16 protein-coding genes are annotated in these 26,164 nt (G+C 68.6%); 11 read left to right on the top strand and 5 right to left on the bottom strand.

Going from position 1 to position 26,164, the window contains the following annotated elements; genetic code table 11:
• Positions 1–47 precede the first annotated feature (47 nt).
• The 3 genes from VKA86_17375 to VKA86_17365 all read left to right on the top strand — a co-directional run bounded on the left by VKA86_17375 (position 48) and on the right by VKA86_17365 (position 5,269).
• Positions 48–1,517: a BON domain-containing protein gene (locus VKA86_17375; GenBank protein HKK72975.1), complete on the top strand. Its 1,470-nt coding sequence runs from the start codon at positions 48–50 to the stop codon at positions 1,515–1,517.
• Between the two features lie 76 nt (positions 1,518–1,593).
• Positions 1,594–2,514, top strand: coding sequence for a DMT family transporter (locus tag VKA86_17370; protein ID HKK72974.1), 921 nt, complete (start codon positions 1,594–1,596; stop codon positions 2,512–2,514).
• A gap of 163 nt (positions 2,515–2,677) precedes the next feature.
• Positions 2,678–5,269 carry a M43 family zinc metalloprotease gene (locus VKA86_17365; protein HKK72973.1) on the top strand — a complete coding sequence of 864 codons (2,592 nt, stop codon included), beginning with the start codon at positions 2,678–2,680 and terminating at the stop codon, positions 5,267–5,269.
• 89 nt (positions 5,270–5,358) lie between these two features.
• Here the strand turns inward: VKA86_17365 and VKA86_17360 are convergent, their stop codons facing one another.
• The 3 genes from VKA86_17360 to VKA86_17350 form a co-directional block, all read right to left on the bottom strand.
• A complete protein-coding gene (locus VKA86_17360; protein ID HKK72972.1) occupies positions 5,359–7,398 on the bottom strand; it encodes a CocE/NonD family hydrolase in 2,040 nt (679 codons plus the stop codon).
• Positions 7,398–8,684, bottom strand: a complete 1,287-nt coding sequence (locus tag VKA86_17355) for an ATP-grasp domain-containing protein (protein HKK72971.1) — start codon at positions 8,682–8,684, stop codon at positions 7,398–7,400. The genes VKA86_17360 and VKA86_17355 overlap by 1 nt, the downstream gene beginning before the upstream one ends.
• A 153-nt stretch (positions 8,685–8,837) precedes the next feature.
• On the bottom strand, positions 8,838–10,232 hold the full coding sequence (locus VKA86_17350; protein ID HKK72970.1) for a glycoside hydrolase 100 family protein: 1,395 nt from the start codon (positions 10,230–10,232) through the stop codon (positions 8,838–8,840).
• A gap of 218 nt (positions 10,233–10,450) precedes the next feature.
• On the opposite strand from VKA86_17350, the gene VKA86_17345 reads away from it, so the two are divergent.
• From VKA86_17345 to VKA86_17315, 7 genes are all read left to right on the top strand, one after another.
• Positions 10,451–12,313 carry a LysM peptidoglycan-binding domain-containing protein gene (locus VKA86_17345; GenBank protein HKK72969.1) on the top strand — a complete coding sequence of 621 codons (1,863 nt, stop codon included), beginning with the start codon at positions 10,451–10,453 and terminating at the stop codon, positions 12,311–12,313.
• A 145-nt stretch (positions 12,314–12,458) separates the two neighbouring features.
• Positions 12,459–13,205, top strand: coding sequence for a ZIP family metal transporter (locus tag VKA86_17340; protein ID HKK72968.1), 747 nt, complete (start codon positions 12,459–12,461; stop codon positions 13,203–13,205).
• Positions 13,206–13,334: 129 nt separating this feature from the next.
• On the top strand, positions 13,335–15,794 hold the full coding sequence (locus tag VKA86_17335) for an endonuclease/exonuclease/phosphatase family protein (GenBank protein HKK72967.1): 2,460 nt from the start codon (positions 13,335–13,337) through the stop codon (positions 15,792–15,794).
• A 109-nt stretch (positions 15,795–15,903) separates the two neighbouring features.
• Positions 15,904–16,281: a hypothetical protein gene (locus VKA86_17330; GenBank protein ID HKK72966.1), complete on the top strand. Its 378-nt coding sequence runs from the start codon at positions 15,904–15,906 to the stop codon at positions 16,279–16,281.
• A 15-nt stretch (positions 16,282–16,296) separates the two neighbouring features.
• Positions 16,297–17,214, top strand: coding sequence for a hypothetical protein (locus tag VKA86_17325; GenBank protein ID HKK72965.1), 918 nt, complete (start codon positions 16,297–16,299; stop codon positions 17,212–17,214).
• 272 nt (positions 17,215–17,486) lie between these two features.
• Positions 17,487–18,782, top strand: a complete 1,296-nt coding sequence (locus tag VKA86_17320) for a hypothetical protein (protein HKK72964.1) — start codon at positions 17,487–17,489, stop codon at positions 18,780–18,782.
• Positions 18,783–18,979: 197 nt separating this feature from the next.
• A complete protein-coding gene (locus VKA86_17315; GenBank protein HKK72963.1) occupies positions 18,980–20,488 on the top strand; it encodes an aminotransferase class III-fold pyridoxal phosphate-dependent enzyme in 1,509 nt (502 codons plus the stop codon).
• On the opposite strand, the gene VKA86_17310 is transcribed toward VKA86_17315, so the two are convergent.
• The gene (locus VKA86_17310; protein ID HKK72962.1) at positions 20,485–22,392 is read right to left on the bottom strand and encodes a transglutaminase domain-containing protein; all 1,908 of its coding nucleotides are present in this window, start codon (positions 22,390–22,392) and stop codon (positions 20,485–20,487) included. The genes VKA86_17315 and VKA86_17310 overlap by 4 nt on opposite strands.
• A 148-nt stretch (positions 22,393–22,540) precedes the next feature.
• Between VKA86_17310 and VKA86_17305 the strand changes: the two genes are divergently transcribed.
• A complete protein-coding gene (locus VKA86_17305; GenBank protein ID HKK72961.1) occupies positions 22,541–23,713 on the top strand; it encodes a hypothetical protein in 1,173 nt (390 codons plus the stop codon).
• Positions 23,714–23,716: 3 nt separating this feature from the next.
• On the opposite strand, the gene VKA86_17300 is transcribed toward VKA86_17305, so the two are convergent.
• Positions 23,717–25,816 carry a transglutaminase-like domain-containing protein gene (locus VKA86_17300; GenBank protein ID HKK72960.1) on the bottom strand — a complete coding sequence of 700 codons (2,100 nt, stop codon included), beginning with the start codon at positions 25,814–25,816 and terminating at the stop codon, positions 23,717–23,719.
• Positions 25,817–26,164 lie beyond the last annotated feature (348 nt).

Genomic DNA, 26,164 nt, shown 5'->3' with positions numbered 1-26,164 from the left:
TACGGCACCTTGGCTCCGAACCCCAGACGGGCGAGGAGGCCGTCGTCATGTTCCGTCATCGCATCATCACGCTGACTTCGTTCGGGATCGCGCTCGCGGCCCTGCTCGCTCCCGCGGCTGCACCTTCGGCGACGCCGGGGTCGACCCGTGACGACGGCGCCATCCGACAGGCTCTGTACACCGAGTTCATCGTGAACGACCAGATCCCGGCGGGCGAGATCGACGTCGACGTCCGTGACGGCATCGCCGAGCTCAGGGGCACCGTGTCGAGCGCGGACGCCCATCACGCGGCCCTGCGGCTCGCCGAGAGCGTCCGCGGCGTGCGCGGCCTGGTCGACCGTATCGAGGTCCGCCCTCCCGACGTCGACGACACCGTGATCGCCCAGCACGTGGCCGGGCTGCTGCTCGACGACCCGGTCGCCGACTTCGGCACGATCGTGGTCGAGGCCGACGAAGGAGTCGTGACGCTCCGTGGGACGGTCGATTCGAACGCCGAACGGGTCCACGCCGTGGACCTGGCCCGTACCGTGAACGGTGTGCGGACCGTCGTGAACGCGATCGCGGTCGAGACCGACGCGGAGCGCAGCGACGCCGACATCGCCGCGGACGTCCGGACCCGTCTGGACGACGATGCTGCACTGAGTCGGCGGTTCGTCGAGGTCGAGGTCGAGGCCGCGGTGGTCCGTCTCGAGGGTGTCGTCGGCAGTCTCGAGGAGGTCCGCCGGGCCAAGGCCCTCGCCTGGGTCCTCGGAGTCGACGACGTGGTGACCGATGACCTCGAGGTCGACGTCGATCGGGACCTCGAACTGCGAACGCCCCCGATCGAACGCAGCGACCAGGCGATCCGCAGTGCGATCGTGGACGCCTACGAGCTCGACCCGCGCCTGCAACCGCCCTTCCCCGAGATCCGGGTCGACAACGGCGCCGTGACCCTCCGCGGCGAGGTCGACACGATCGCGCAGGAAGAAGCGGCGGTGGAGGACGCCGGCCTCGTCGCGGGAGCGGGACCGATCCACGATCTCCTCGAGGTGACCCCGCCCGAGGTCCCCGACGACGATGCGCTGCGGCAGGCCGCGCAGACCGCGGTGGAACACGACGCCTGGTTGCACGACGACGACGTCGGCGTGCGTGTCCTCGACGGGCGAGCCGATCTCATGGGACGGGTGACCACGATGCGGGAACGCGCGCGCGCCGAGCGAGTGGTCGGCCGCATCCCGGGAATCGCCCACGTCGACAACCTCCTGCAGGTGAGGAACGCGCCCGAGGAGCCCTTCGACGACGAGAAGCTGCATGAGGCCGTCGAGGATCAACTGTGGTGGAGCACCCGTGTCGACGCTCGGCAGATCGACGTCGAGGTCGACGGCGGCGTGGTCCATCTCCACGGTACCGTCGATTCGTGGCACGAGCGGCGCGCCGCCGAGGACGAGGCACGTCAGACCGAAGCAGCCGCGGTCATCGTCCACCTCCATGTCGACGGCGACGGCGACGGCGAGCGCCCGGCCCTCGAGATGCAGTAGAACGGCGTCCGCCGGGCGTTGCGCGTCCGGCCGGAACACCTAGACTCCTCGGGTCTTCCAGTACCCGAGGAGCTCCGTGCCCGAGTCCGCCGCCAACCCCCTCATGGGCCAGCTCTTCGCGTTGGCCGCGCCGATCTGCTGGTCGATCGCGATCATCCTCTTCCGTGTCTCCGGCCAATCGGTCCCGCCGGTCGCGCTCAACCTGTTCAAGAACTCACTGGCGCTGGTCCTGTTCACGATCACGCTCTTCGTACTGGGGAGCACGCCCGCGATCGGTGCGAGTTCCGGTGACGTGTGGTTGCTCGTGGCCAGTGGCGCGATCGGGATCGGGCTGTCCGACACCTTCTTCTTCATGTGTCTGAACCGGGTCGGCGCCGGCCTGCAGGCGATCGTGAACACGAGCTACAGCCCCGTGATCATCGTGCTCAGCGTGATCTTCCTCGACGAACGCCTCACGCTCCTGCAGTCGCTCGGAGCTCTCCTGATCGTCACCGCGGTCCTGGCCGTGGGCTGGGTGCGCGATCGTGGCGCCAGGGCCCGCGTGCCCCACCGGGCCAGCGGGATCCTCTTCGGCCTCGCCGGGACCACCACGCAGGGGGTTTCGATCGTCATGGTCAAGCCCCTGCTCGAGGAGAGCCCGGTGGTGTGGGCGACCTGGTGGCGTTTGCTCGGTGGACTGGCCGTGGGCGCGCTGATCATGCTCGCCTCGAAGGACCAGCGCGCCACCCTGCCCGCGCTGCGCAACCGCGCGGTGTGGCCCGTGATGATCGCCGGCGCGATCATGGGCACCTACGTCTCACTGCTCTTCTGGATCGGTGGGATGAAGTACGCGCCCGCCTCGATCGCGGCCGCCTTGAACCAGACGGCCACGCTGTGGACCTTCCTGTTGGCCGTTCTCGTCCTGCACGAACCCACCACGCGCCGACGACTCGCCGGACTGCTCCTGGGCGTGGCCGGCGTCTTCCTCGTCACGATCCAGACCCTGCACGCGAACTGAGACCTCCGCGCCGTCCTTGCCGGACCCGCACGTCGGCTGGTACTGTCGCAGAACTCGTGTCCGCTCGTGGGTCGATCGTCCGTGCCTTCGTCCGGCTTTTCGCCCGCACTGCACCGGCGTCTTCGCCACCCTCTCGCCACATCACCCCCGAGGAGCTGTCCCCATGCGGCGCATCGTGCCCGTTCTCGCCCTGTTCCTGGTCTTCGCCGCGCCCGCGAGGGCCGACGTCGACCATCACGTCACCTATCGCACGCCCGGGGGCGGCTACACGCAGGGTCCGCGCTGCGCCACGGCCGACGTCGACTTCGTCCAGCAGCGACAGGTGAGCGAAGAAGTCCGTCGTTGGATGGAGGTCAACGGCGACCCTTCTCCGGCCAAGTCGATCGTGACCATTCCCGTGGCCTTCCACGTGGTGCGAGGCGACAACGGGGAGTGGGACGTCACCGACCAGCAGATCCAGGACCAGCTCGCGGTGCTCAACGGTGGGTTCTCGACCACGAACTTCCAGTTCGAACTCGACAGCATCAATCGCGTGAACAACACGGCGTGGTCCACGCACCAGCCCGGGTCCTCGACCGAGGTCCAGATGAAGAACGCGCTGGCCGTCGATCCCTTGACCACGCTGAACTTCTACGTGTGCAACATCGGAGGCGGAATCCTGGGGTACGCCACCCTTCCGTTCTCCTATCCGGAGGACAGTCCGCTGCACGGTGTGGTCTGCCTGTACTCGTCGCTCCCCGGCGGTAGCGCGGCGCCCTACGATCTCGGGGACACCGGAACGCACGAGGTCGGTCACTTCGTGGGTCTGTACCACACCTTCCAGGGTGGCTGCGGGGACGGCGACGAGGTCGCCGACACACCCGCCGAGGCCAGCCCCGCCTTCGGTTGCCCCACCGGACGCGACACCTGTGCGAGTCCCGGCCTGGATCCGATCGACAACTTCATGGACTACAGCGACGACGCGTGCATGGTGCGCTTCACCCCCGGTCAGTCCGACCGCGCCGATCAGCTCATGGCGACCTACCGGCCGGAGATGGTGGCCGCGGGTTCGATCGTGCCGGCGCAGATCGAGGTCACGGCTCCCGACCCGACCTACTACCTGGCCGAGAACGAAAGTGCCTCGGCCGAGATCGGGATCGCGAACCTCGCCGGTGTGGACGCGGCCGATCTCGAGTGGGAAATCGTCGATCGCGATCCCTCGCGCGCTCCCTGCGGCTGGCTGGCCGCCGACCCGACGACGGGCGTGACGGCGGCCGGAACGACTTCCACGGTCACGGTCACCCTGGACGCCGCCGGGCTCGCCAGCGGAACCTACGACTGCGAGCTGATCGTCTCGAGCAACGATCCCGCCACACCGAGCGTGGTGGTTCCCGTGGAGATGAACGTCGGCATCGAGCGTCGGGTGAACGCCGTGGTCCGCTGGTCGGCCCCGTCGACCGTGGCTCTGTTCTCGGTCCCCGACGGATCCGGACGCCCACTGAGCGAAGCCGAAGTCTGGAGTGGGGTGCCCGGGGAAGCCGCGACGACGATCGACGCGACCATCGAGGTCCGGTTGACGAACGAGCGCGGTGAGCCCCTGGTCGGCTACCCGGCCGAGAAGATCGGCGTGCGCTCGACCCAGGGCGGATGGTCGCAGTGTGACGGCAACCGTCTGATCGCCGACGCCGACACCGACGCCGACGGGAACACCACCATCTCCGGAGCACTCTTCGGCCGGGGCTCCAGCCTGCCCGGAGAGCTCCTGCGACTCGACCTCGACGACCCCGACCTGTCGACCGTCGCCTACATCGCCGCCGGCTCCGGCCTGGAGGTCCGCGTGAACAGCGCCGACATCAACGGCGACGGTACCGTCGACCTCGTCGACCTGGGCGAGTTCGCCGCGGACTTCGACGGCGACTACGACTTCCGTAGCGACTTCGTCTGGGACGGTGTCGTCAACCTGTCCGACGTGGGGCGCCTGGCCGAGGGTTATGCCACCAGTTGCCCGGCTCCGGCCGTCGCGCGCAACGCTCCGATGGCCGGCGAACTGGCCGTCGTCGTCCCCTCCCGGAGCGGCGAGGTCGTCGCGGACGCGAACGGCGAGATCACCGCGTACCTCGAACTCCGTGGACCGGTGGCCCGGAGGGGGGTCCGTGGCTTCGACGCCCGGCTCTTGACCTCGGACAACCTCGACCTCGTCGAGGTCCGGCTCCCCGACGGCGCGATCGACATCGGGCGCGACGGGAACCTGACCGTCGGTCTGCCTCGTCTGCTGCGGGCCCCGAAGGGTGCCGACGCCCTGCGCCTGGCAACGATCCGAGTGCGTCCGCTCGACACCTTCCCCGCGCAGCTCCGCCTGCAGGCCGGCTCCGCCGGAGGCCGCCTACCGGAAGTGGCCACCGACGGCATCGCACAGGTCGTGGGCGTGGCCTCGGAAACCGTGGATCTCCCGGCGGGCCGTCTCTCCGGCGACGCGAACCCCGGCGACGTGGCCGCCACGACCCGTCGCCCGCTGAGCGCGGCCCCGAACCCCTTCAATCCGCAGACGACCTTCCGCTTCTCCCTCGACCGTGCATCGGCCGTCGAGCTGCGGGTGTACGACGTGTCCGGACGCCTCGTGCGTGACTTCGGTCTCGGGACCCGCCCCGCCGGACCGGTGGAAGTGCGGTGGAACGGGACCGACGACGCCGGTCGGACCGTCGCCAGTGGCGTCTACCTCGTGCGTATGGTCACCCCGGATCGGAACGAGACCCTCCGCACCGTCCTCCTGAAGTAGTCAGGAGCGCCCCTCGCCCGCCTCCCGACGGAAGACTTCGTCCGGAGGCGGGCCGGGCGCGTGCCCCGGTGTCTCCGAGCCGGCCGGCCTCACACGAGGTCCCGCGGAATCCGGCGGGTCCAGTTCCGGGAGTAGACCCGACGTTCGCCCTCCCAGGCATCGAGCTGGGCGTGCAGATGGAAGAACTCGGCGTCGGAGGTGAGCACCGTCCGGGTGCGGGCCCTGACCTCCCAGCCGTCGCGCCGCAAACGGTACCGCCAATCGGCCTCCCCCCGCGCCGTGTCGGCCCGGTCGTCCTCGACCGTGTACCACTCGCGCGAGCTCTCCTCGAAATCCAGCTCGATGTCCTCGAGGCGTACCAGGCCCTCGTCCTTGAGCACTTCGAGCGTCGCGCGATCGGTCGCCAGGTCACGGTGCACCGTCCAGCCGTGCTGCCGGGGATGGATGCGCCGTGTCGGTGTGCCCGGCGCCGTCGCCGGTGGCTCGAAGGCACGGAGCTCGGCGTCCTCGGTGCGAGGGGGGCGGACCGGAAGTGTCATGGTGCTCCGGCCACCCGTCACGGTGAGTTCGGCGACGGCCGGAGGTGTCCACGCGAGCGGCCAGTACGAGGTCGACACCGCAAGGCGCAGCCGGTGTCCGACGGGAAACGTGTGGGCGACGTGGTTCATGTCGACCCGGACGCGGTAGCGCCGCCCCGGCTCCAGCGGCTCGGGGTGCTCGTGACCATCGCGATGGGTCAGATTGAGCAGGCCATAGGTGACACGATTGGCGCGGTGGTCGGACCGTACGTCCGACAGACGTACGGCCACCATGGCCACCGGGCGATCGGCACTCAGCTCGAGTTCGACCGTGGGCGCACCCAGGATCTCGACGGCCTCGTCGAGCGGTTCGCTGTCGAAGACCAGGGCGCCGCCGTCCTCCTCCCGCTGGTCGCCGGGAAGGTCCGGGGGGCCGGCATAACTGCACCACTTGCCCGCGTACAGACCGAGACGGAGCGGCGAACAGACGTAGAACTGCGTCTCGGGGACGTCTGCGTCGGCCGATTCGAGGCGGAGTGGAGAGAGCTTCCAGGTCCGCTCTTCGATGCGCGGTGAAGGCCATCCCGGCTCGGCCACCCAACGCCCCGGGCGCTCCTCGTAGTGCGCACTCGGCGAGACGCTGTCCTGCATCCAGGCTCGGAGACGTGGTTCGTCGTCGAGACCTCGATCCTCGCCCTTGAGCCAGTGGTCCCACCACCGCAGGGATTCCTGCAGGAATCCGATCGCCGGACCGGGCACGCCGTCGTGAGGATATCGATGACTCCACGGGCCGATCAGGCCGTGGGCCGGGGCATCGAGGCTCTCCACCAGACGGAACACCGCATTCGAGTAGCCGTCGGCCCACCCACTCACGGCGAGCACCGGACATCGGATCCGCGCCGGGTCCTCGCACACGGAGCCGTGCTTCCAGTAGTGATCACGTCTCTGGTGCCGCAACCAGGTCTCGAGCCAGAGTCCCGAGCCGTCGAGGCGCCGGTACCACAGGTCGCGCCAGTCTTCCCCCACGACCGCCGGATCGGGCGGCATGGAGTTGCGATGGAACATGATCGACGCCCACGAGAGGTTGTCGCCGAGGAGGCATCCCCCCATGTAGTGGACATCGTCCGCGTAACGGTCGTCGGTCGAACACACGCTGATCACGGCCTTCAACTCGGGGGGCTGCAGGGCCGCGATCTGCAGACCGTTGAATCCTCCCCAGGAGATCCCGACCATGCCGACCGTGCCGTCGCACCAGGGTTGATCGGCGATCCATCGGATCACCTCGACGCCGTCGTCGAGCTCCTGCTGCAGGTATTCGTCGGTGAGCAAGCCTTCCGAGTCACCGCTCCCCCGCATGTCGACCCGCAGGCACGCGTAGCCGTGCCCCGCCGTCCAGGCGTGGTTCATGCTGTCGCGTACACGGGTGCGGTCGCGTCTTCGGTACGGAATGTACTCGAGGATCGCAGGAACCGGATCCTCCTCCGCACCCACCGGAATCCACAGGCGGGCCGCCAACCGGATGCCGTCGGACATCGTGATCCAGACGGTCTCCTCACACCGCACCGCGTGCGGCAGTTCGGTATCGATCCTCCGTCTCGCAGACACGTCCATCACACCCGTTGGTCGTCGACCTCGAAGTCGAGCAGTTCGCGACATCGGTCCCAGCGACGGAGCAGCTCGTCCTCGCTGTCGGCACCGAGGTACACGACCGCCAGTCGGTAGCTGTAGGAGTCCTGATCCCGAAGGTCCTCCAGCCGCTGGCCTTCATGACACTGAACGACGACGATCGTGCCCGGCAGCTCTTCCCGGACACGCGCAATGTCGTCTTCGTCGGGAACCCGTGTGATCGTGTCGCCCGCGAAGGCGCGCAACTGGCACTTGGATGCACAGGCGAACTCACCCTCACGGGCCATCGGTTCCGGGGCCTCGCCCGTGGCCAGATGGACCAGGACGTCGTGGTTCGAGAATCCGTCGACCTTCTCGAAGAGGTCACTGTGCGACTGGGAGATCCTGGTGTTCATCTCGAGCAACGACATTCGGTCGCTGTCCTCGTCGTGGAAGATCTCGATGTTGAACGGCGACTCCTCGAAGCCGACACGGTGGAGAACGGTGCGGACGAGCTTTCCGGCCCGCTCCTGCACACTGCGTGGAAGCCGCGAGGGATACTGGTACCGGAAGAACGAATGCGAGTCCGGATAGTTCAAGGAGTCGATCACACCGTGGACATGGACCTCTCCGTCGTGGACATAGCCCTCGATGGTGTGTTGGGTCCCGGTCAGGATCTCCTCGGCGACGCACCAGGACGCGGTGACGTGGGCGACCTCGTCGGGAAGGTCTACGTGACCCAGGATCTCGTCGAAGGGTTCGGCGAATCGCCCGATGCCGCGGCGGATCTTCTCGATGGCTCGTCTCAGGTCTTCCTGGTCGTCCACACGGAAGCCGAGCTGCGAAGCGAAGGCCTTGACCGGCTTGATCCAGAACGGGTACGCGAGCTCCACGCGGTCGACGACGTCGTCGTCGAAGGGATCGAGAGCCTGGAAGCTCGGGACCGCGTCGGGCGCGACCTCTTGCTGGTTCAGGCGGCTCCAGTACTTGTGCTCGCAGCGGACCACGGCCTCCAGGGGGCATCCGGGCGTGTCGTACTCGGTTTCCAGAATCGGCACCATGAGACTCACCGGGAAGTCCCAGAAGCCGATGATCGCGTCGATGCTACGCGGGAAGCCGTCCAGTCTGGCCCTGGCGTCGGCCAACCAGTCGCCGACCGGAAACCGGTCCACGCCCTGTACGGCGTTCAGCGGCAGCAGCTCGTGGTACTCGAAGGACTCACGGTCGCGGACCGCCTCGAGCTTACTGCGATTGAAATCGTCGAGCCCGACGACGAATACGTTCTTGCTCATGACACGGGCCTCACCGTGATCGATCGGAACGAATCCTGTTCGTCGATCACGGTAGACCCGTACACCGGAGGCCGACGATGGGGCCGTCCATGAGAGCTCGGGGGGAAAACCCGGATGTCGCTCGACCGCGCTCGTGCGACGGGGGTCGCTCCCTCAACCCTCGTCCGGCTCGCACGAGCTCTCGCCCACCTCGCGGTCGAAGTCCAGGAGGTCGAGTCCGTCGGGGGCGTCGAGCAACTGACGAGCGACCAGGTACCCCCCCGCCGACCACGTCTGGAGGTGGCGGGCACGGCGCCCCACGAAACGGCCGCGGCGGCCGTCGTAGTACTCGGGCCAACGGTCGGACGCCAGCCGCTGCTCGGCGAGCTCGACGGCCCGCTCGGCCAGGGCCCGGCGTCCACCGCGCAGGGCTGCGGCGGCCAGCAGCCAGATGAGCACCGGCCAGCTCCCGGCGTTGTGGTACGACCACGGGGTGTTCTTCGGATCGGAGCCGGTGAGGATCCGCCAGTCGCGACCTTCCACCGCCGGGAAGCAGATCTTCAGCGGCATCTCGCCCACCAGGTCGTCCCAGCGGGCCTCCCAGAGGTCGAGAATGGCCTGACCCTGCTCTTCGGTGGCCAGCCCGGTGACCACCGCCAACAGGTTGCCCTGACCGAAGACCCGGAAGTCGATCCGGCCCGGTCCGAGGTTGCCGGCGAAATATCCGCCCTCGCGGGGAATCCAGTCGAACAGCCAGTCGGGAATGGTATCGGGGTGGATGTTGAACTTGTTCACCGCGGTCGCCCCGAATTCGTCGAGGCCGTAGCGGTGGATCTCGTTGATCCGGCGCAGGTCCAGCCAGTAGTAGGTCCGCAGGTGGTAGGCCAGGTGGCGGGCCCGGGCGTCGGCGGCGTCACGGTAGGTCGAGCCCTGCTGATCGGGAACGAGGAGTTCACCGGCGGCGCGTACGGCGGCGTGGAAGAGGCTCTGCACGTCGACGGGGTGACCGTACACACCCATGCGGCGGTCGATCATGAACGAGCCGTCGGGCACGAGAAGGGTGGGCGACATCTCGTAGCGCTGCGTCAGGGCCAGATCGAGGACGTAGCGGATCGCCCGTTGGAATCCGTCGGTCTCGATCAACGAGCGGTCACCCGTCGACCGCACGTAGGCGTTGGCCACCAGCAGCCACCAGAAACCCGAGTCGACCGGCGCGACCCGCCCGATCGCGCTCTGCCCGAAGTCGGGCCGGATCACCTCGAGCCCGTCCTCGGTCGTGACGTCGAAGCTCGCCGGCATGAGGCCCTCGCCGGGCTCGAAGCAGTCCATCTGCTTCTCGGTGTTCTGGAGATCGACGAGCAGGTCGAGGAAGTTGCGTACGATGTCCGACTCGCCGCGGAGCAGATGTGCAAGCGCACAGACGGCGAAATCCCTGGTGAACACATGGTGATAATTGATCGTTTCCGGCTGGTCGTCCCGGGCGGCGACCGAACCCACCGGCTCGCTCCGATGTGCCACGACGGCGCTCTCGAGCAGTTCCCAGGCCTCGGTGCGGATCTGCGAGCTCAAAACGGCCTCCTGGTCCGGGGAATCACCGCCCGTCCGGACGGCATCCCCATCGTAGGGCTGCGCACCCGGCGTCGGCCAGGCCTGCCTCCGCCCCGTCGACAGCGTGATCCGCTGCTTTACAACCGGCGCCACCCTTCGCATAATGCCGCCGGGCGTCCCCGCGCCCACCCCTGGAAGCCGACCCGCACCCCGCCGCCCTCGAGCCCGTGAGGACTCGAATGCCCGCGCGTGCCGTCGTGTCGCCAGGTCCCAACGTCCACGGACACCTCGTCCGTGCCCTCCTCGGCATCGCCATGCTCTGTCTGACGGCGCCGGAACTCCTGGCGCAGGAAGACCCCGATGTCGTCGTCCACCGGGTGAGGTCGGGCGAGAACCTGAGCTGGATCGCGCAGCGTCACAGGGTGTCGGTGTCCGACCTCCGCCATTGGAACGACCTGCGTGGCAGTCGGATCCTCCCCGGACAGGAACTCCGGATTCCGCGACGGGGTGGTGAGATCCACGTCGTGCGCCGCGGCGACACACTGAGCGGGATCGCCGAGCGTCACGGCGTGTCGGTGTCCTTCCTGCGCCGGATCAACGCTCTGCCGGGAAGCCGGATCCACCCCGGTCAGCGACTGAACCTCCAGCCCTCGCGAGCGGACGAAGCCGTGCACGTGGTCCGTCGTGGCGACACCCTGATCGGTATCGCGCGCCGCTACGGTGTGTCCGTCTCGATACTCCGCGACCTCAACGGGGTCGTAGGCGAACGGATCCATCCCGGCCAGAAGCTGCGTCTGCGTTCGGTGGCGACGAGCGTGCACGTGGTCGAGCGCGGTGATGCCCTCTGGGAGATCGCGCGCGCCTACGGCATGAGCCTGGCCGAGCTCAGGACACTGAACGGTCTCCGTGGCGACCGCATCCACCCGGGTCAGGAGCTGAAGATCCGAGAGTCCGGCTCGCAGGCGCCGCGCTGGGCCACCCATGTCGTGCGGCGTGGCGACACGCTGGGCGAGATCGCCCAGCTCCACCAGATGAGTCTGCGCGAACTGCGCTCCGCCAACACCCTGCGCAGCTCGGTCATCCATCCGGGCCAGCGTCTGCGCGTGCGCCCTCTGCTCGGCGACGACGACACGGGGCTGGGTCTGCTGTCCCCGGCCGAGATCCCCTGGAACGATCTCGTGCCCCGGAGTCGCGCCGTGCCGGTGATCGCGGCGGACAACGGACCGTACCTGTACTCCGAGCCGCGGGCCGGCGCGCAGCGCAGCCGTCACCACCGCGAGGGCTCGGCGCACGGTCCGCGCGCCACCTACCAGCAGGCGCGCCGACTGTGGGATTCCTTCGACGCGCGGATCGAGACGCTCGGCCGGTCGAGTCGTTCGCTCGAGGGCCTGACCGTGATCCTCGATCCGGGTCACGGGGGACGGGACCCCGGCACGATCGTTCCCACGCGGATCGACGACAGCCGCACGGTGCACGTCGTGGAGGACGAGTACGTCTACGACATCTCGTTGCGGGTGGCCGTGCTGCTCCGCCTGCACGGCGCCGACGTCCACCTCTCGTTGTTGAGCCCGAACCACCTCCTGCGCTCGAACGACCCCGCCACGGCCACCTTCGTGAACGAACAGAACGAGGTGTACAACAGCGCACGGATCAACCGGCGCAACTCCGCGTCGTCGTGGCCACGCGGGGGAAACCACGGCCTCCGCAACCGTGTCCGCACGATCCGCGAGCTGGCCGCGACGGCCGGCTCGAACCGTACGCTGCTGATCAGCCTGCACGCCGACAACAGCCCCCGATCGCCCGAAGCGGTCACCGTGTTCCACGCTCGGCGCGACCGGGTCTCGCGCGACTTCGCGCGTGACGTGCTGCCCGCCTTCGGAGCCGGTGCGCGCGCTCGTGGCTACGACTACTACGTCCTCCGCCACGCTCCGACGGACCTCGCGGTGCTCGTCGAGATCCGCAACCTGGCGCACGCCGCCCACGCCTGGGCGCTGCGCGACGTGAAGCTCCGTCAGCGCGACGCCGAGAAGGTCGTCAAGGGCGTTCTCGACTGGGCGGCGAGCGGGGCACTCGAGCGTCGGGTGGCCACCACCGGTCGCTGACGGTCTCCACGGCGAGCAGGGTACCGCCGCGGCATGGGGCGGAGCCGGAACGCCCGCGGCGGGTCGATCCCGAAGGGCGCGACCGGACCGAGGGCGCATCCTGGGACGCGTCGAACGCTCGTTCCATCCTTCCCGCCGGTGCCCCGTGGACTTCGAGGTCACTCTGACGACGATCTTCGTGGCAGCGCTGATCACCGCGCTCGCCACGGGGCTGGGTGCGGTGCCCTTCGCCTTCACACAGGACTTCTCGCGACGCTGGCTCGGGTTGTTCAGCGCCGTGGCCGGCGGACTGATGATGTCGGCGAGTCACGGTCTGGTCTCCGAGGGCGAGCAGCGGAACGCGTGGCTGGTCCTGGCGGGCATGGCGCTCGGACTGATCCTGGTCGTCCTCGCCGATCGCTGGATCGAACGCCGCGACTCCCCCGACGTGGCCGACCTCAGCGGAGCCGATGCACGCAAGGCGCTGTTGATCCTGGGCGTGATGACGGCCCATTCCTTCGCCGAGGGCATCGGCGTTGGCGTCTCGTTCGGGGGGAGCTCGGAACTCGGACTGTTGATCACGGTGGCGATCGCCGTGCACAACATCCCCGAGGGTCTGGCCATCAGCCTGGTGCTGATCCCGCGTGGGACCTCGGTGTGGAAGGCCGCGGGCTGGAGCATCGTGTCGAGTCTGCCCCAGCCGCTCATGGCGATCCCGGCCTTCCTCTTCGTGACGGCCTTCCAGCCCTTCCTGCCGGTCGGCATGGGCATCGCGGCCGGCGCCATGATCTGGATGGTGTTCTCGGAGCTCGTCCCCGATTCCTTCGAGCACCTGTCGACGAGTGCGGCCGCGACCACCCTCACCCTGGCCTTCATGACCATGATGATGGTGCAGCTCCTGCTGCAGCACTGAGCGACCGGGAGCTCCGATGCAGCCGAACGCGGGGACTGGCACTTTCGGCCGGTTCCCCCACATTTCTCCGGAGGGGAGCGGACGTCCCGACGGCGTCTGCCGAACCCCCGCCCCCCGAGGTCCGCGATCGTGCTCGACCGTCTCGAGATCCTTGCCAGCCGTATCCGACGACTCCTGAGTCGGAACCGGTGGAGTGCTTTCCTGCTCGGCCTGCCGCCCTCGGTCGGCGGTGACGGTGAGCCGGGGCTGGTCCTGATCCAGGTCGACGGTCTGGACGACGCGATCCTGCGCGAGGCGATCGAGGACGGGCGCATGCCCTTCCTCGCGCGCCTCGAGCGCGACGAACACTATTCCGTGCATCCCCTGTACTCGGGGCTTCCCAGCAGCACCCCCGGCTTCCAGGCGGAACTGTTCTACGGAGTTCGCACGTCCGTCCCGACCTTCGCCTACTACGACCGCCGCTTCCGGCGGGTCATGTCGATGAACGACCCCTACGCCGCGTCGATCGTCGAGACCCGTCTGCTGCGCGAGCACCGTGGCCTGCTGCGTCACGGATCGGCATGGTCGAACGTCTTCGCCGGCGACGCCGAAGAAGCTCATTTCTGTGCATCGACCGCCGGCCTCGACATGCTGTTCCGCGCCCTGAATCCGCTGCGGTGGCTGGGACTCGTGTTGTGGAACCTGTGGAGCGTCGTGCGCGTGCTGTCCACCGTGGTCGTCGAAGCGCTCTTCGCGATCTGGGACTTCCTCGGACGCACGATCCGTGGCCGGGACTTCATGGCCGAACTCCGGTTCATCCCCGAGCGGGTCGCCGTGACCGCGGTGATGCGCGAGATCGTCACCGCTGGCGCCTGCGTCGACACCGAACGGGGTGTTCCGATCATCCACCTGAACCTGCTGGGGTACGACGAGCACGCCCATCGCCGAGGCCCGCGGTCTCGCTTCGCCACCTGGACACTGGGGGGCATCGACAAGTCGATCCGGCGGGTATTCCATGCAGCGCACCGCTCGCCGCTGCGCGACTACCAGGTATGGATCTACTCCGACCACGGTCAGGAGGAGACGACACCGTGGGTCGAGGCCTTCGGGGAACCAATGCCGGCCATGGTCCGCCGTGCCGTCGAAGCCGTGCTGACACCACGTATGGAGACGGCCAGCGGCCCCGGTCCGGATTCACCCCGCAGCGAGTCCGGCCGATCGCGTTGGTTGAGTCTGGAGCTGCCGTCGTGGTTGCGTTGGGGTGGGCGTCTCTCGGCCGAGGACGTGCTTCCGGAACCGACCGGAGGCTCGACCGACGGACGCCCCGACGAACTCGTGATCGTCGACCAGGGTCCGGTCGGGTCGGTCACGCTCCCCCACGCCGTGTCGTTCGAGATCCATCAGGACCTCGCACGAGCGGTGGCCGAGGACGCCCGCGTTCCGCTGGTGCTCTACGACGGTCCCGACGGCAGCGTGCACGTCCACCGCAACGACGGGCGTCGCTTCCGGCTGCCGGAACACGCGTCGGAGGTGTTCGGGCCGGATCATCCCTACTTGCACCAGGTGACCGAGGACGCGCTGGCGGTGACCCGCCACGAGAACTCGGGAGACCTCGTGCTGATGGGGTTCGACCGCGAGCGACCGGTCTCGCTTCAGTTCGAGCGCGGCGCCCACGGCGGGCCGGGCCCGGGAGAGACCTCTGCCTTCGCGATGCTCCCGCGCGAGGCACCGCGCGTTCCCGCCGTGCTGCGCGCCGAGACCCTGCGCGCACTGGCCATGCGGGTGCTCGAGGGCACGGTGGCCCACCGCGACGACGTGCGCGTGGCCGACAGCGTTCCGCCGGCCGAGACGGGCCACTCGGTGCGCATCATGACCTACAACGTGCACGGATGCCGGGGGATGGACGGGAAGTACTCACCGCAGCGCATCGCGCGGGTGATCGCGCGCCAGCAACCCGACATCGTCTGCCTGCAGGAACTCGACCATCGCCGCCGCCGCTCGGGGCACATCGAACAGGCGCGAACGATCGCCGACGCGCTCCAGATCGACTACCACTTCCACGCCGTGACGGAGGTCGACGACGGGCACTTCGGCAATGCCGTGTTGTCGCGCTATCCCGTTCGCGTCGTGTCGTCGGGCGAACTGCCGCGCTGGCGCTCCGGCATGCGCCTAGAGGACCGGGGTGTGCTGTGGGTCGAGGTCAGCGTCGACGGCGCGCCGCTGCAGGTGTTGAACACCCACCTCAGCATCCTCGACCGCGAACGCCGCCTGCAGATGGACGCCCTGCTCGGAACCGAATGGCTCCGCCACCCCGATCTCGACGGCGCCGTGATCCTGTGCGGAGACTTCAACGCACCCGGGCGATCGGCGAACCTGCGCCGGCTCGATCCGCTCCTGCGCAACGCGGGCACGCCGGTGGGTGGAGGAGTCCCGGTCCCCGAGCTCAACACGTGGAGCAGCCGCCTGCCCATGCGGAGGATCGACCACGTCTTCACGAGCGACGACTTGAGGATCGAGAGCGTGCACGTCCCCCGCAGCCGCCTGACCCGGGTGGCATCGGACCATCTGCCCGTCGTGGTGGACGTGTGGGTACCCGTCGGAAGCAGCTGAGGGCGCGAGGACCCATTCCCGATCGGTGACTGCACGAAGTCGGCAGAACCTGTAGTCTGGGCCGCGTGAGGAGTCCGACCACCCCCGACCGCCGAAGGAGTGGGTCCACGTGTCCGACCACGCTCGACTTTCGATCGCCCACTGGGTGACCCGCGTCATCGCCGCTGGCATTCTCGTCATGGGCGCCCTGCCCAAGCTCACGGGAGGAGCCGCCGAACTCGCCGATCGTCTGCCCGGCGGCGGATCGGTCGTCACGGCGATCGCAATCGTGGAGATCCTGGCCATCGTCCTCATGTTCGTCCCGCGGACGACCCGCGTCGGCTCGGGGATCGCCACCGTGGTCATGATCGGCGCCGTGGCCAGCCACGTCGCGGGGCCGGTCGGAATGGAAGGAGACTTCGCCACGATGTTCGTCCTGGCGCTGGTGGCTGCGCTCTCGGCAGGTGCCGCCACCGTGATCGCCGGGCGGCGACAGACCGCCTCCTGAACCGTATCGGGATCCATGACCTCCATCGGCTGTGAAACCGGGCGCGCGACGGCGGTGTACGACGTCCTGCGTCGCCGTGTGCGCGAGGCGAGTTCGGCCGAGAAGGCGCAGCGCGCCGTTCTCGACGTGCTCCCCCCCGAGAACCGCATCATCGCCCGAAACCGGGCGATCTCCTCGATGTACGCTGCTGCCTACCTGCGCCATCCCGAGCTGCTGAAGTGGGCCGGCATGGCTGCCTTCGCGTCGAACCACGCGCGTCTGCTCATGCGCCCCCTCCAGCTCCTGGCCGATCGTTCCGGCCGCCTGGACTTCGAGGCTCGGGGCCGTCTGCTGCGCGGACCGCTGCGCGACTTCGACACGGTCCGCCGGATCAACAACGGAATCTTCGAAGACATCTTCTGGGCCCATCTGGTCTACGACGCCCAGCCCGACGGCCTGGAGCGGCTCCGGTCCTCGGCGACGGACACCACCGGGGGTGAGACGATCATCGAGGGATTCGAAGCCATCGAAGGAGGACGACGCGCGACGGCCGACGGAAACCCGGACGAGGGCCGACGGCTCGTCTGGGCCGGCAATTGCGCCCTGCTCCGCCATGAGCAGGAGAAGGTCGTCCAACCGATGTTCGAGGGTTTCAGTTGCGGATTCGCCCGCGCCTTCTCGGTGGGTTCGTCGCTCGACTTCGAGGCCCGGACCGCACAAGAACGCCTGACCTTCTTCACCAGCTTCTACTGGCACATCCTCGTGCGGCGGAGGCCGGAACTCGCCGATCACGGCCGATGGCCGCGGATCGACAAGCTGCCGTTGCGCTGGTCCTGGATCGTGGATCGGATCGTGCCGGGCTTCCGCCGTTTCGAGGACGACTCCGACCGCGTGTGCCGCAAGCTGACCCACCTGATGCAGGGTTCGGAGTCCCACTGGTCCACGGTACACTGAGCCACGGTGTCACGAGCGTGTGCGATCGGCGTACGTCTTCGGTGACCCCTGAACACTCCGAGCGAGGAACGAAACGGCGATGTGTGCATGTATGTACCTGGTCCCGTTGACGATCGTGGTGGGTCTGCTGTACGGATCGGGTTCGTTCGTGTGGAATCGTTGGAAGTCGCGTCGTGCAACGTCCCCGGCCTCGGCCGGGGACTGATCGGGTCCGCCATCGCGGGTCCGGCCCGGCCACCGATTCGACGTCGGACCCGTCCCGAGGTGTCTCCGTGGATCCGGATGCCAGCGCTCGTACCCGGAGGGTGTCTCTCACCCTGGCGTTGATGACTGCGGCCTTCATCGTGGTCAAGACGGGACGCGACGCACTCTACGTCCGCGACGACGGCCTGGTACAGATGCCGTGGGCGTACGTCGGGATCGCACTGCTCTCGGGTCCGGTCGCGATGACGGTGCTGGCTCTCATGCGGCGCTTGGGGCCGCGCGTGGTGCGCATCTGTCTCCCGCTGGGGACCGCGGCCGTCCTCCTCGCCTACGCGCCCTTCGCCACGCCGGGTGGTGGCCTCCTGCCCTCACTGTTCTTCGCCTTCGTGCCCCTGGTGTGGGGCGTGATGTTCTCCGCATCGTGGTTGCTCGGAGCCGATCTGCTCGACACCTGCCCGCGCAGGGTCCTCGCCCACAGCTATGCCCGGATCGGCGCATCGTCGATCGCCGGAGGGGTCCTGGGCGGCCTCTACGCTCGGCTCGTCTCGAACGTGTGCCAGCCCGCGGACCTGGTGGCCCACGGGGCCGTCCTCCTGCTCGTGTCGGTGGCGGTGACCGTCCACACGCAGTCTCGCTTCCCGTCCGTCCTGTCCGAGGTCTCGCGCGAGGCCGACACCGGCGGCAAGACCCCTTCGACCTCACCGTCACTGTTCCGGCACCGCTACGCCCGGCTCCTGCTTGTCCTCGCGATGCTCGGCGGACTGGTCGGCGTGCTGGTCGAGTACCAGTTCTACCTGGCGGCCGGCTCCTCCGGATCGGTGGACAGTGCCCGAATCGAGTTCTTCTCGACGTTCTACACCGCTGTCGGCGTGATCGGGCTGCTGCTGCAGTTGTGGGTCACGCCGAGGCTCCAGTCCGGAGTGGGGATCGAAGGGAGTCTCCTGGTGCTCCCGTCGGGACTCCTGCTGGGCGCTTCGGCGGTGGTCTTCGGCGGGGGAACACTGCTCGCGCGAACGGGACTGCGGCTCACCGAGGGTGGGCTGAAGTCGTCGATCCACCGCAGCAACTGGGAGCAAGCCTACCTGGCGCTCCCACGCAAACTGCGATCGCACACGAAGGTCGTGGTCGACGGGATGGGTGCCCGGTTCGGCGAGGCTCTCGCCGCGTCGGCACTGCTGGTCGGGATCCACCTCTCCGGCGACGGTGCCACGTCGCTGCGCGAAGCGGCGGACTGGGTGACGTGGTCGCTGTTGGCCAGCGCCACGGCCTGGGTCGTGATGACCGTCTGGCTGCGGAGAGTGCGGGGGGCGGCCCCGGCGCCGGCGGCGCGGGACGGGTCGGCCGTGCCCGTTCCCGACTCGTGACCGGTGACCGCCGTCCTCGGGGAGGACGTCCAGCGAGAGGGTGCAGCGCCGGATCGAAGTGCTTCGGGATCCGACCCATGATCGGACCCAGGGCCCGCACCTTGACCGATCTCCGCGTCGTGGCCTAGGTTGACCGGTTGGACATCCCGGCTTCCGTACGTCGCCGCCGGCGACGTCGATCGACGAGGACCGACACCATGAACGCCGATTCCCTCCGCGAGATCCGCGACTACGCCGGAGCGCGCACGACGCGCGGCATCTCCGACCGAGCGATCGCCGACTTCGCCGAACGCGATCCCGACCTGCGCCGCGCGATCGCGGCCGCGGTGGAGATCCACCGCTCGCTGCGCGAGGAGTGGGGCGAAGACCTCGCCCTCGACGAGACAGCGCTCACCGAGCGTCTGCAGGACGACTTCGTGAACTTCTACACGCCGAAGGCGATCAACCCCTACGTGCCCCTGGCCGCGGCCGGCCCGTGGATCGTGACGACCCACGGCGCGGTGCTGCACGACTCCGGCGGCTACGGAATGCTCGGACTGGGCCATGCTCCGCCGGAGATCGACGAAGCCCTCGCGCATCCCTGGGTCATGGCCAACGTCATGACGCCGCAGTTCAGCCAGAAGCGTCTGGCCGACCGCTTGAAGGCCGAGATCGGCCACCAGCGTGGGCACTGCCCCTTCTCCCACTTCATCTGCATGAACAGCGGTTCCGAGTCGGTGAGCGTGGCCTCGCGGATCTGTGACATCCATGCACTGAAGATGACCGGCGCGGGTGGACGCCACGAGGGCAAGGTCCTGTGGCAGGTCTCGCTGGCCGAGGGATTCCACGGGCGGACCTACCGCGCGGCGCGGGTCTCGGACGCGACGCGCGCCGTGTACGAGAAGCACCTCGCCTCGTTCCAGGAGCCCGGCGACCTGCACGTGGTCGAACCGAACGACGTCGAGGGGCTCCGTGGGCTGTTCCGCCAGGCGGACGAGTCGAACGCCTTCATCGAGGCCGTGTACCTCGAACCGGTCATGGGCGAGGGTGAGCCCGGTCTTCCGCTCGAACGCGCGTTCTACGACGTCGCGCGTGAACTCACACGCGAGCACGGGTCGTTGTTGATCGTCGACTCGATCCAGGCCGCCCTGCGCGCCGCCGGCTGCCTGAGCCTGGTCGACTATCCGGGTTTCGAGGACTGCGACGCACCCGACGCCGAGACCTACTCCAAGGCCCTGAACGCGGGACAGTACCCGCTGTCGGTCCTCGCCCTGCGCGAGGAGACCGCAGCGCTCTACGAGCCGGGCGTGTACGGCAACACGATGACCACCAACCCACGGGCGCTCGAGGTGGGCTGCGCCGTCCTCGACGCAGTGGACGCGGACATGCGCCGCAACATCCAGGAGCGCGGAGCAGAGCTGCGCGCCGGTCTCGAGGCCCTGGCCGACGAGTTCCCCGGCGGGATCCTCAAGGTTTCCGGCACCGGCCTCATGGTGAACGCCGAACTCGACCCCGACCGCTACACCGTCGTCGGCGATCGTGGCTTCGAGCACTTTCTCCGCACCCACGGCGTGGCGATGATCCACGGTGGCCACAACGGGCTGCGCTTCACGCCGCACTTCCGCATCACGCGCGAGGAGATCCGCCTGATCCTCGACACCGTGCGTGAAGGGATGCGGGTGATGGACATGAAGCAGAAGACGAAGGAAGCGGCGGCGGGGAGCTAGCGCTCGGCCGGCATCTGGATCGTCAGGTAGCCTCGCTCTGCCTCGACGATCCGATCGATCGCGGCCTCGAGGTCTTCGAGTTGGCCGGTCGCGAGTTCGCGCCGGTCCCACCGGTATTCCCGCTCGACGAGCATCATCGCCCGACGGAGCCGCACCCGGTACGTCCAGGTGAGTCCCGGGGCCTCGACCCGGCTGCTGTCGGGCTCGACCGAGGCGCCGAGCGGCAGCGCCACGGCCCACCGCTCCGAACGGTCGGCCAGGAAGCGCAGGTCACCGGGCGCGCTTCGGTCGGAGAAGCCCGTGACCTCGCGGGGAACACGGACGAGGGCACGTGGCAGGTAGAGGATGTCACCGGCTTTCGTGCCCGCACGATCGGCCGCGAAGTGGAGTTCCGTCACCGTCGGTTGCCCCCAGCCCGCCTCCGTCGGCCGCATCGCAACCACCGACCGCGCCAGCGAACGATTCATCACGGCCCGGGCGAGGACCCTGGCATCGACCTCGGTGTCCGCGAGGTTGATGCGCCGGTACAGTCCGGCCGTGTCCGTCGCCGTCTCCGTGACCACGGCGTCCATGGACCCGTGTGCGTCGATTTCGGCTTCGATCACGTAGTCCAGGCTGCCGGCCCGCGCGCGGTCCGTTCCGATCTCGACCAGGCCCGGTCGATCCGGGTGCAACAGCAGGACCGGCGACGCGGCGTTGGCAGTGGGCACGAGCCCGGCCGGACAGAAGTCGTAGGTGGGATCGAGCCAGAGACCGCCCGCGACATCGGCCCAGGCGATGAAGTGATCGAACTGCACGAGATTGGGAACACTGGGGTCGAGCGGACCCGATCGCCGTGTTCGCACCAGGACGGGATGCGCGTCGATCCCCACGGCCCGGCACATGGCGATCAGGAGTGCACTCAGTCCCTTGCAGTCGCCGAAGCCCTTTCGCGCCGTCTCGCTCGCGGGACGGGGCAGGATTCCGCCCAGGCCGTCGAACAGTCCCAGGTAGCGGCACGTCTCCTGGACATGACGGTAGAGCAGTTCCACGCGGGTTCGCTCGTCGTCGACACCGTCGACGATCGCGCGGGCGGTCCGGGCGAGCGCCTCGTCCGCCGCCAGATGGCTGTCCACGCGCCGCGCGTAGCCGCGCGCGACCGCCTCCCAGTCCGGCCCCGCGGCGAACACGGTCTTCGGCAGGTCGTCACCCACCGCCACGAAGTGCGGCGTGATGACGAGTTCGCCACCGTGCGCCGCCAACGGATCGCCGTCCGGTCCCGATGCGTCGACGACGATGGTGCGCGACTGCGTGCCGTCGTCCCCGGAGTCGGTCGTGCTCAGATGTCCGGCGACCACCTCCGGGGCACGAATGCCGACCGTGAGCGTGTGATCATCGGGATACGCGAGGTCCAGACGGCGTCGCGCCACGGGGAGACTCGCGGCACCATCCCACTCGACTTGATGCAGACCGTGCAGGCCACGGATCCGATGTCGGGAGCGGACGCGCAGGAGATCCCCCGTCCGCAAACCCTGCACCACCGTGTAGGCCGCCTCGCTGTCGAGCCTGTACACGCTTCCGTCAGCGTCGGACACGGGGATCCAGTCGAGGTCGTCGTCGTCGGTGCGACTTGTCGATCCGTCCGTCGACTCGATCTCGATCTCGAACTTCTCGGCCGTCCAGCGGGGCGAGGTCCATCGGAACTGCCGGTTGACCTGGTCTCGACCGCGCCGATCGCGAATCCAGTAGACGATCTCGCGGGTGTGCGTTCCCGAGATTCCCGCCCGGTCGGAGTCGTAGTGGGCGAACACGCGGACGTGATCGCTCAGGACGAGGACCGGCGCCTGCGGATGCGCGGCGGCGAACAGCGGGTCACGTGCCGCCGCGGGCGCGTCGACGGGCCCGGAACAGAGGAGGCCGAGCACTCCGACCACGCGCAACAGCCGAAGGATTCTGGAACGATCGGTCAGGAGCTGGTACCCTCTCGAGTCGGGCTCCCCACCCAATGGTTTCGCTGCGAAGTCGACTGCCGTCGTCGGCCGGGACTTCCAGCCCGACCCGATGGAGCCCAGTATGCGCCGTGTACGTCCTGCGATCGGTCCCCGCGCCGCACTGACCGTTCTCTTCCTACTGACCATCTCTGTCTCCTCCACGGCCTCCGGCGAGGTCCTCCACGCGGAAGGGTTCGAGCCCGCCTTCACCGGCGAGGACTGGGCCTTCCCCGGGAGCGAGACCTCCCCCCGCCGACTGATCGTTATGAGCGAGAAACGCGAGGGCTTCGGGGCCCTGGAGCTCTCCGAGGAGAGTGCTCCCGTCGCGCGCTACGACCTCCCGACCCCTCTGTCGGAGGGATGGATCGAGGTCTGGATTGCGACCGGTCCGTCCCTGGCCAGTCAGGTCGTCGTGGGCGCGGCCGGTGCCGAGGTTCTTCGCTTCGGTCGTGTCTGTCCGGACACGACCTCGAACCTCGGCCTCGAACTCGACGGCGAGTCCGTCGCCGCCGAACCGGGCCGTGCGCCCGTCGCCGGCGAAGGATGGCACCGCGTAGTGATCGAGCGCGGCGAGGCCGAGGTCGTGCTGCACTACGACGGACGCGCGGTCGCTCGCGCCGACCACTCCGGGCCGGCCTGGGACGCCCTCACACTGCGCGTCGACCCCGGTTGCGAAGAGCGCAGCGCCCGGTACGACGCCCTGCGGATCGGAACCGGCGACGTTCCGCGCGACGTCGCCGCGATCGATCCGGACTTCGACGGACCGACCGACTACGGGCCCGCCTACACGACCCTCGAAGTCGCCGTCCTCGCCGGGCGCCTCGACGCCAACGAGAGCTTCGAGTACCCGGGCGCGGGTGAAGGCTTCCCCACGAATCCCGTCGGGATCTCGCTCCGCGTGTCCCGCCGGTCGTTGCGCGCCTTCGCCGTCGGTGCATCGGCCACGGTCTCGCGCACGGATCTCCTCGATCGCGTGTTCACCGTGTCGGTCGAGGGCCTCGCCTTCCATCCGTCGCGCCGAGCCTTCGCCGGATTCGGCGTCGGGTTCACGAGGCTCGGCGACATCGCCGACGTCTCGGCACAGAACCGGCGGAACGACGGTCTGGCCTTCACCGGAATCCTCGGTGTGGAACGTCCCTATGCCGGGGTCAACGTCGGTCTGAGACTCGAGGCCCAGTACCTCGACGCCGGTCCCTTCGAGAACCTGATCGGTCTCTCGGCATCGGTTCACGTCGGATACGCGTTGCATCCCTGACCGTCATCGGTCACCGGAGGCCGTGGCGGTGTCGTCCGCGGCCTCCGGCACCAGCACCAGGTCGCGGGTCTCGTGATCCAGGACCTGCTCCGCATCGCGATCGAGGACCGGCAGGGATCGCTCGCCCCGCTCGCCCGCCCGGAAACGGAAGCTCCGCTCCACGACCAGTCGTCCGTCCTCGACGCTGGTCTCCGCACGGTAGTGGAACAGCGGATTGATGATGTCGGCAGATGGAGGCTCTTCGGCCAGACGCCACCCGGGAGGCAGCGGAACGACCGTGCGCCGGACCCGCTCCCAGGACATCGGGATGTAGACGGCGCCCCGATCACCGCCCTTCCAGAAATCGAGGAAGGGCGTACCGAAGACCACGTCCGCGTTTAGGATCCACGCGTTTCCGGTCCGCGGTGGCAACGCCGTATCCTCGATCCAGCGGCAGGTCACCACCGCGTCGTCCGCCGAGATCTCCACCGAAGCCTCGCGCACGGTCTCCGGGTCCCGACCCCTCTGTTCGCTGTACCGCCGCGCGAGTTCCTCGGGCGGCGTCCCCCGTCGCGCCCACGCCCCCGGGGTCGTGATCCCCTCGGCCGTGATCGACACGGTCGCGGCCGCGGTTTCGGCGTCGACCACCCTGGTCTCCCGCAGCACCCCGACGACCGCACGGGGATCTCCTCCGATCGCGACGATCTGCGTCCAATCCGCGGCGCGGACCCTCCGCAGCCAGTTCTGCACCAGCCGCCGCTCCACGCCACCATCCTCGGCGTAGGCCCTCCGGAAGAGCTCGTCGCTGCGCTTCTCGAGGTTCTCGCCGAACAGCACCACGTCCACCCCGCGAAGGTGTGGGGGGACCATCCGCGCCGGGCAACCTTCCACACCCGGGACGTAGAACGTCGCCGACACCCGCGGATCGCCCACGACCACCACCCCGTCGGTGAACTGCCAGAACCCCGGATCCTCGTGGAAGAGGCCACTCGCGTAGCGATTGCGCGCGAAGCCGAGCCGGGCGTCGACGCCGACGCTCCGCATGAGTGCGACGAGGAGCGCGGCCTTGTCGATCCCGTCTCCGGTCCTCGCCTCCAGGATCTCCTCGGAACTCCGGAAGTCGAGACTCTCGTCGAGATCCAGCGTCGCGATCTCGTCCCGGACGAAGCGGTACAGCGCATCGCAGCGTGCGCGCTCCGATTGCAACCCCTCGACCAGTTGCGCGGCCTGATCTTCGACCGCGTCCGAGGTCTCGACCGCTTCCGCGAGCGCTTCCTCGAACAGGAGCGCGATCCGGTTCCAGCTCCTGATCGTGATCCACATGCCGAGGTCGTCGTCGAAATGGCCCTTGAAGTTCAGGAGCAGATGAGCTCGCCGTTGACGCCAGGGGAGTCCGAGGAGATCGACACGATCGGCCCGCAGATCGCGATACACGCACTGGATCCAGGAGTCGTTGCCATTGCGCGGCTCACCCGTCTGGATCGCGAAATCGTCGCGTCTGACGTTGAAGGCCTGGACCGTGTAGCCGATCCTGCCGTTGGTCTGCAGCGTGAACGTCCCGTGGGCGACGGGAACGTCCGCATCGATCGGGAACAAGCGCGCGCCCATGGGCTCCTCGGCCCGGACGACGACGGACCAACCGAAGGTCTGCCCCTCGTGGAGGCCGGGAAAGGCCAGGACGACCTCGCCCCGTCCGTCCTCACTGCTGATGTCGATGCGCACGTTCCTCGACGGCAACCAGCGGACCGCGTCATCGCCCTCGACGATCCACCCACGGGCGTGGACGACCTCCTCTCCCGGCTGCACCGCGACCGTCCGTGTCGCTTCGTCCTCGTCGAACTCGCGGAGGGCGTGGAGGACGCCGCTCTTCGAGATCCCGTACTCGCTGCCGGTCACTTCGACGCGCGCGCTGTGATCGAGATAGACGACTCCGGTCTGGTCGTCGGCCTCGTAGTCCAGGGCGAACCCACGCAGGCGCTCCACCACTTCGAGGATCTCCTCCTCGTCGAGTCCGATGTAGGGGCCCTGCGAATCCGCCGCGACCGCTGCCGTCGGGACACCGAGGATCACGGCGATCAGGATCGCGAGACAGGATCGAGGAACTTGCTTCGTGCTCTCGGACATGCACCGACCTTCCTTCCGTGCCGGTCGGCGCGTCGAGACCCGCGGCCACACCGACACCGTCACGACGACGCAATCGTCGCCGAGACATCTGGGAGCGGGCCGCCGATGGAGATCGGGAGAGCAAGACGGACCGCGTCGTTCTCGGTCGGGAGCCTTGCTGTGGGGTGATGCTGCCTGAGAGTCGTGACTCCGAGCAACTAGGTTCTTGTGATCCTCTGTGCCTCCGAGATTGTGCATTCCCCAGCGGGGCGGGCCCATCGGCTCGCCCCGCTCGTTTCGGCCCTCAGAACGCGTACTTCAGCTCGTGTCGGCGGTTCACCGGCAGTTCCCGTGTCTCGATCCTCCGCT

The sequence above is a fragment of the Candidatus Krumholzibacteriia bacterium genome, from assembly GCA_035268685.1.
GTDB lineage: Bacteria > Krumholzibacteriota > Krumholzibacteriia > JAJRXK01 > JAJRXK01 > JAJRXK01.
The sequence above is the reverse complement of the archived record's forward strand: the minus strand, read 5'-3'. Positions and strand labels throughout refer to the sequence as shown.

Coding starts and splice junctions, on each gene's coding strand:
- VKA86_17375 (HKK72975.1), top strand. CDS start 48: ATGTTCCGTCATCGCATCATCACGCTGACTTCGTTCGGGATCGCGCTC.
- VKA86_17365 (HKK72973.1), top strand. CDS start 2,678: ATGCGGCGCATCGTGCCCGTTCTCGCCCTGTTCCTGGTCTTCGCCGCG.
- VKA86_17360 (HKK72972.1), bottom strand. CDS start 7,398: ATGGACGTGTCTGCGAGACGGAGGATCGATACCGAACTGCCGCACGCG.
- VKA86_17355 (HKK72971.1), bottom strand. CDS start 8,684: ATGAGCAAGAACGTATTCGTCGTCGGGCTCGACGATTTCAATCGCAGT.
- VKA86_17345 (HKK72969.1), top strand. CDS start 10,451: ATGCCCGCGCGTGCCGTCGTGTCGCCAGGTCCCAACGTCCACGGACAC.
- VKA86_17325 (HKK72965.1), top strand. CDS start 16,297: ATGACCTCCATCGGCTGTGAAACCGGGCGCGCGACGGCGGTGTACGAC.
- VKA86_17315 (HKK72963.1), top strand. CDS start 18,980: ATGAACGCCGATTCCCTCCGCGAGATCCGCGACTACGCCGGAGCGCGC.
- VKA86_17305 (HKK72961.1), top strand. CDS start 22,541: ATGCGCCGTGTACGTCCTGCGATCGGTCCCCGCGCCGCACTGACCGTT.
- VKA86_17300 (HKK72960.1), bottom strand. CDS start 25,816: ATGTCCGAGAGCACGAAGCAAGTTCCTCGATCCTGTCTCGCGATCCTG.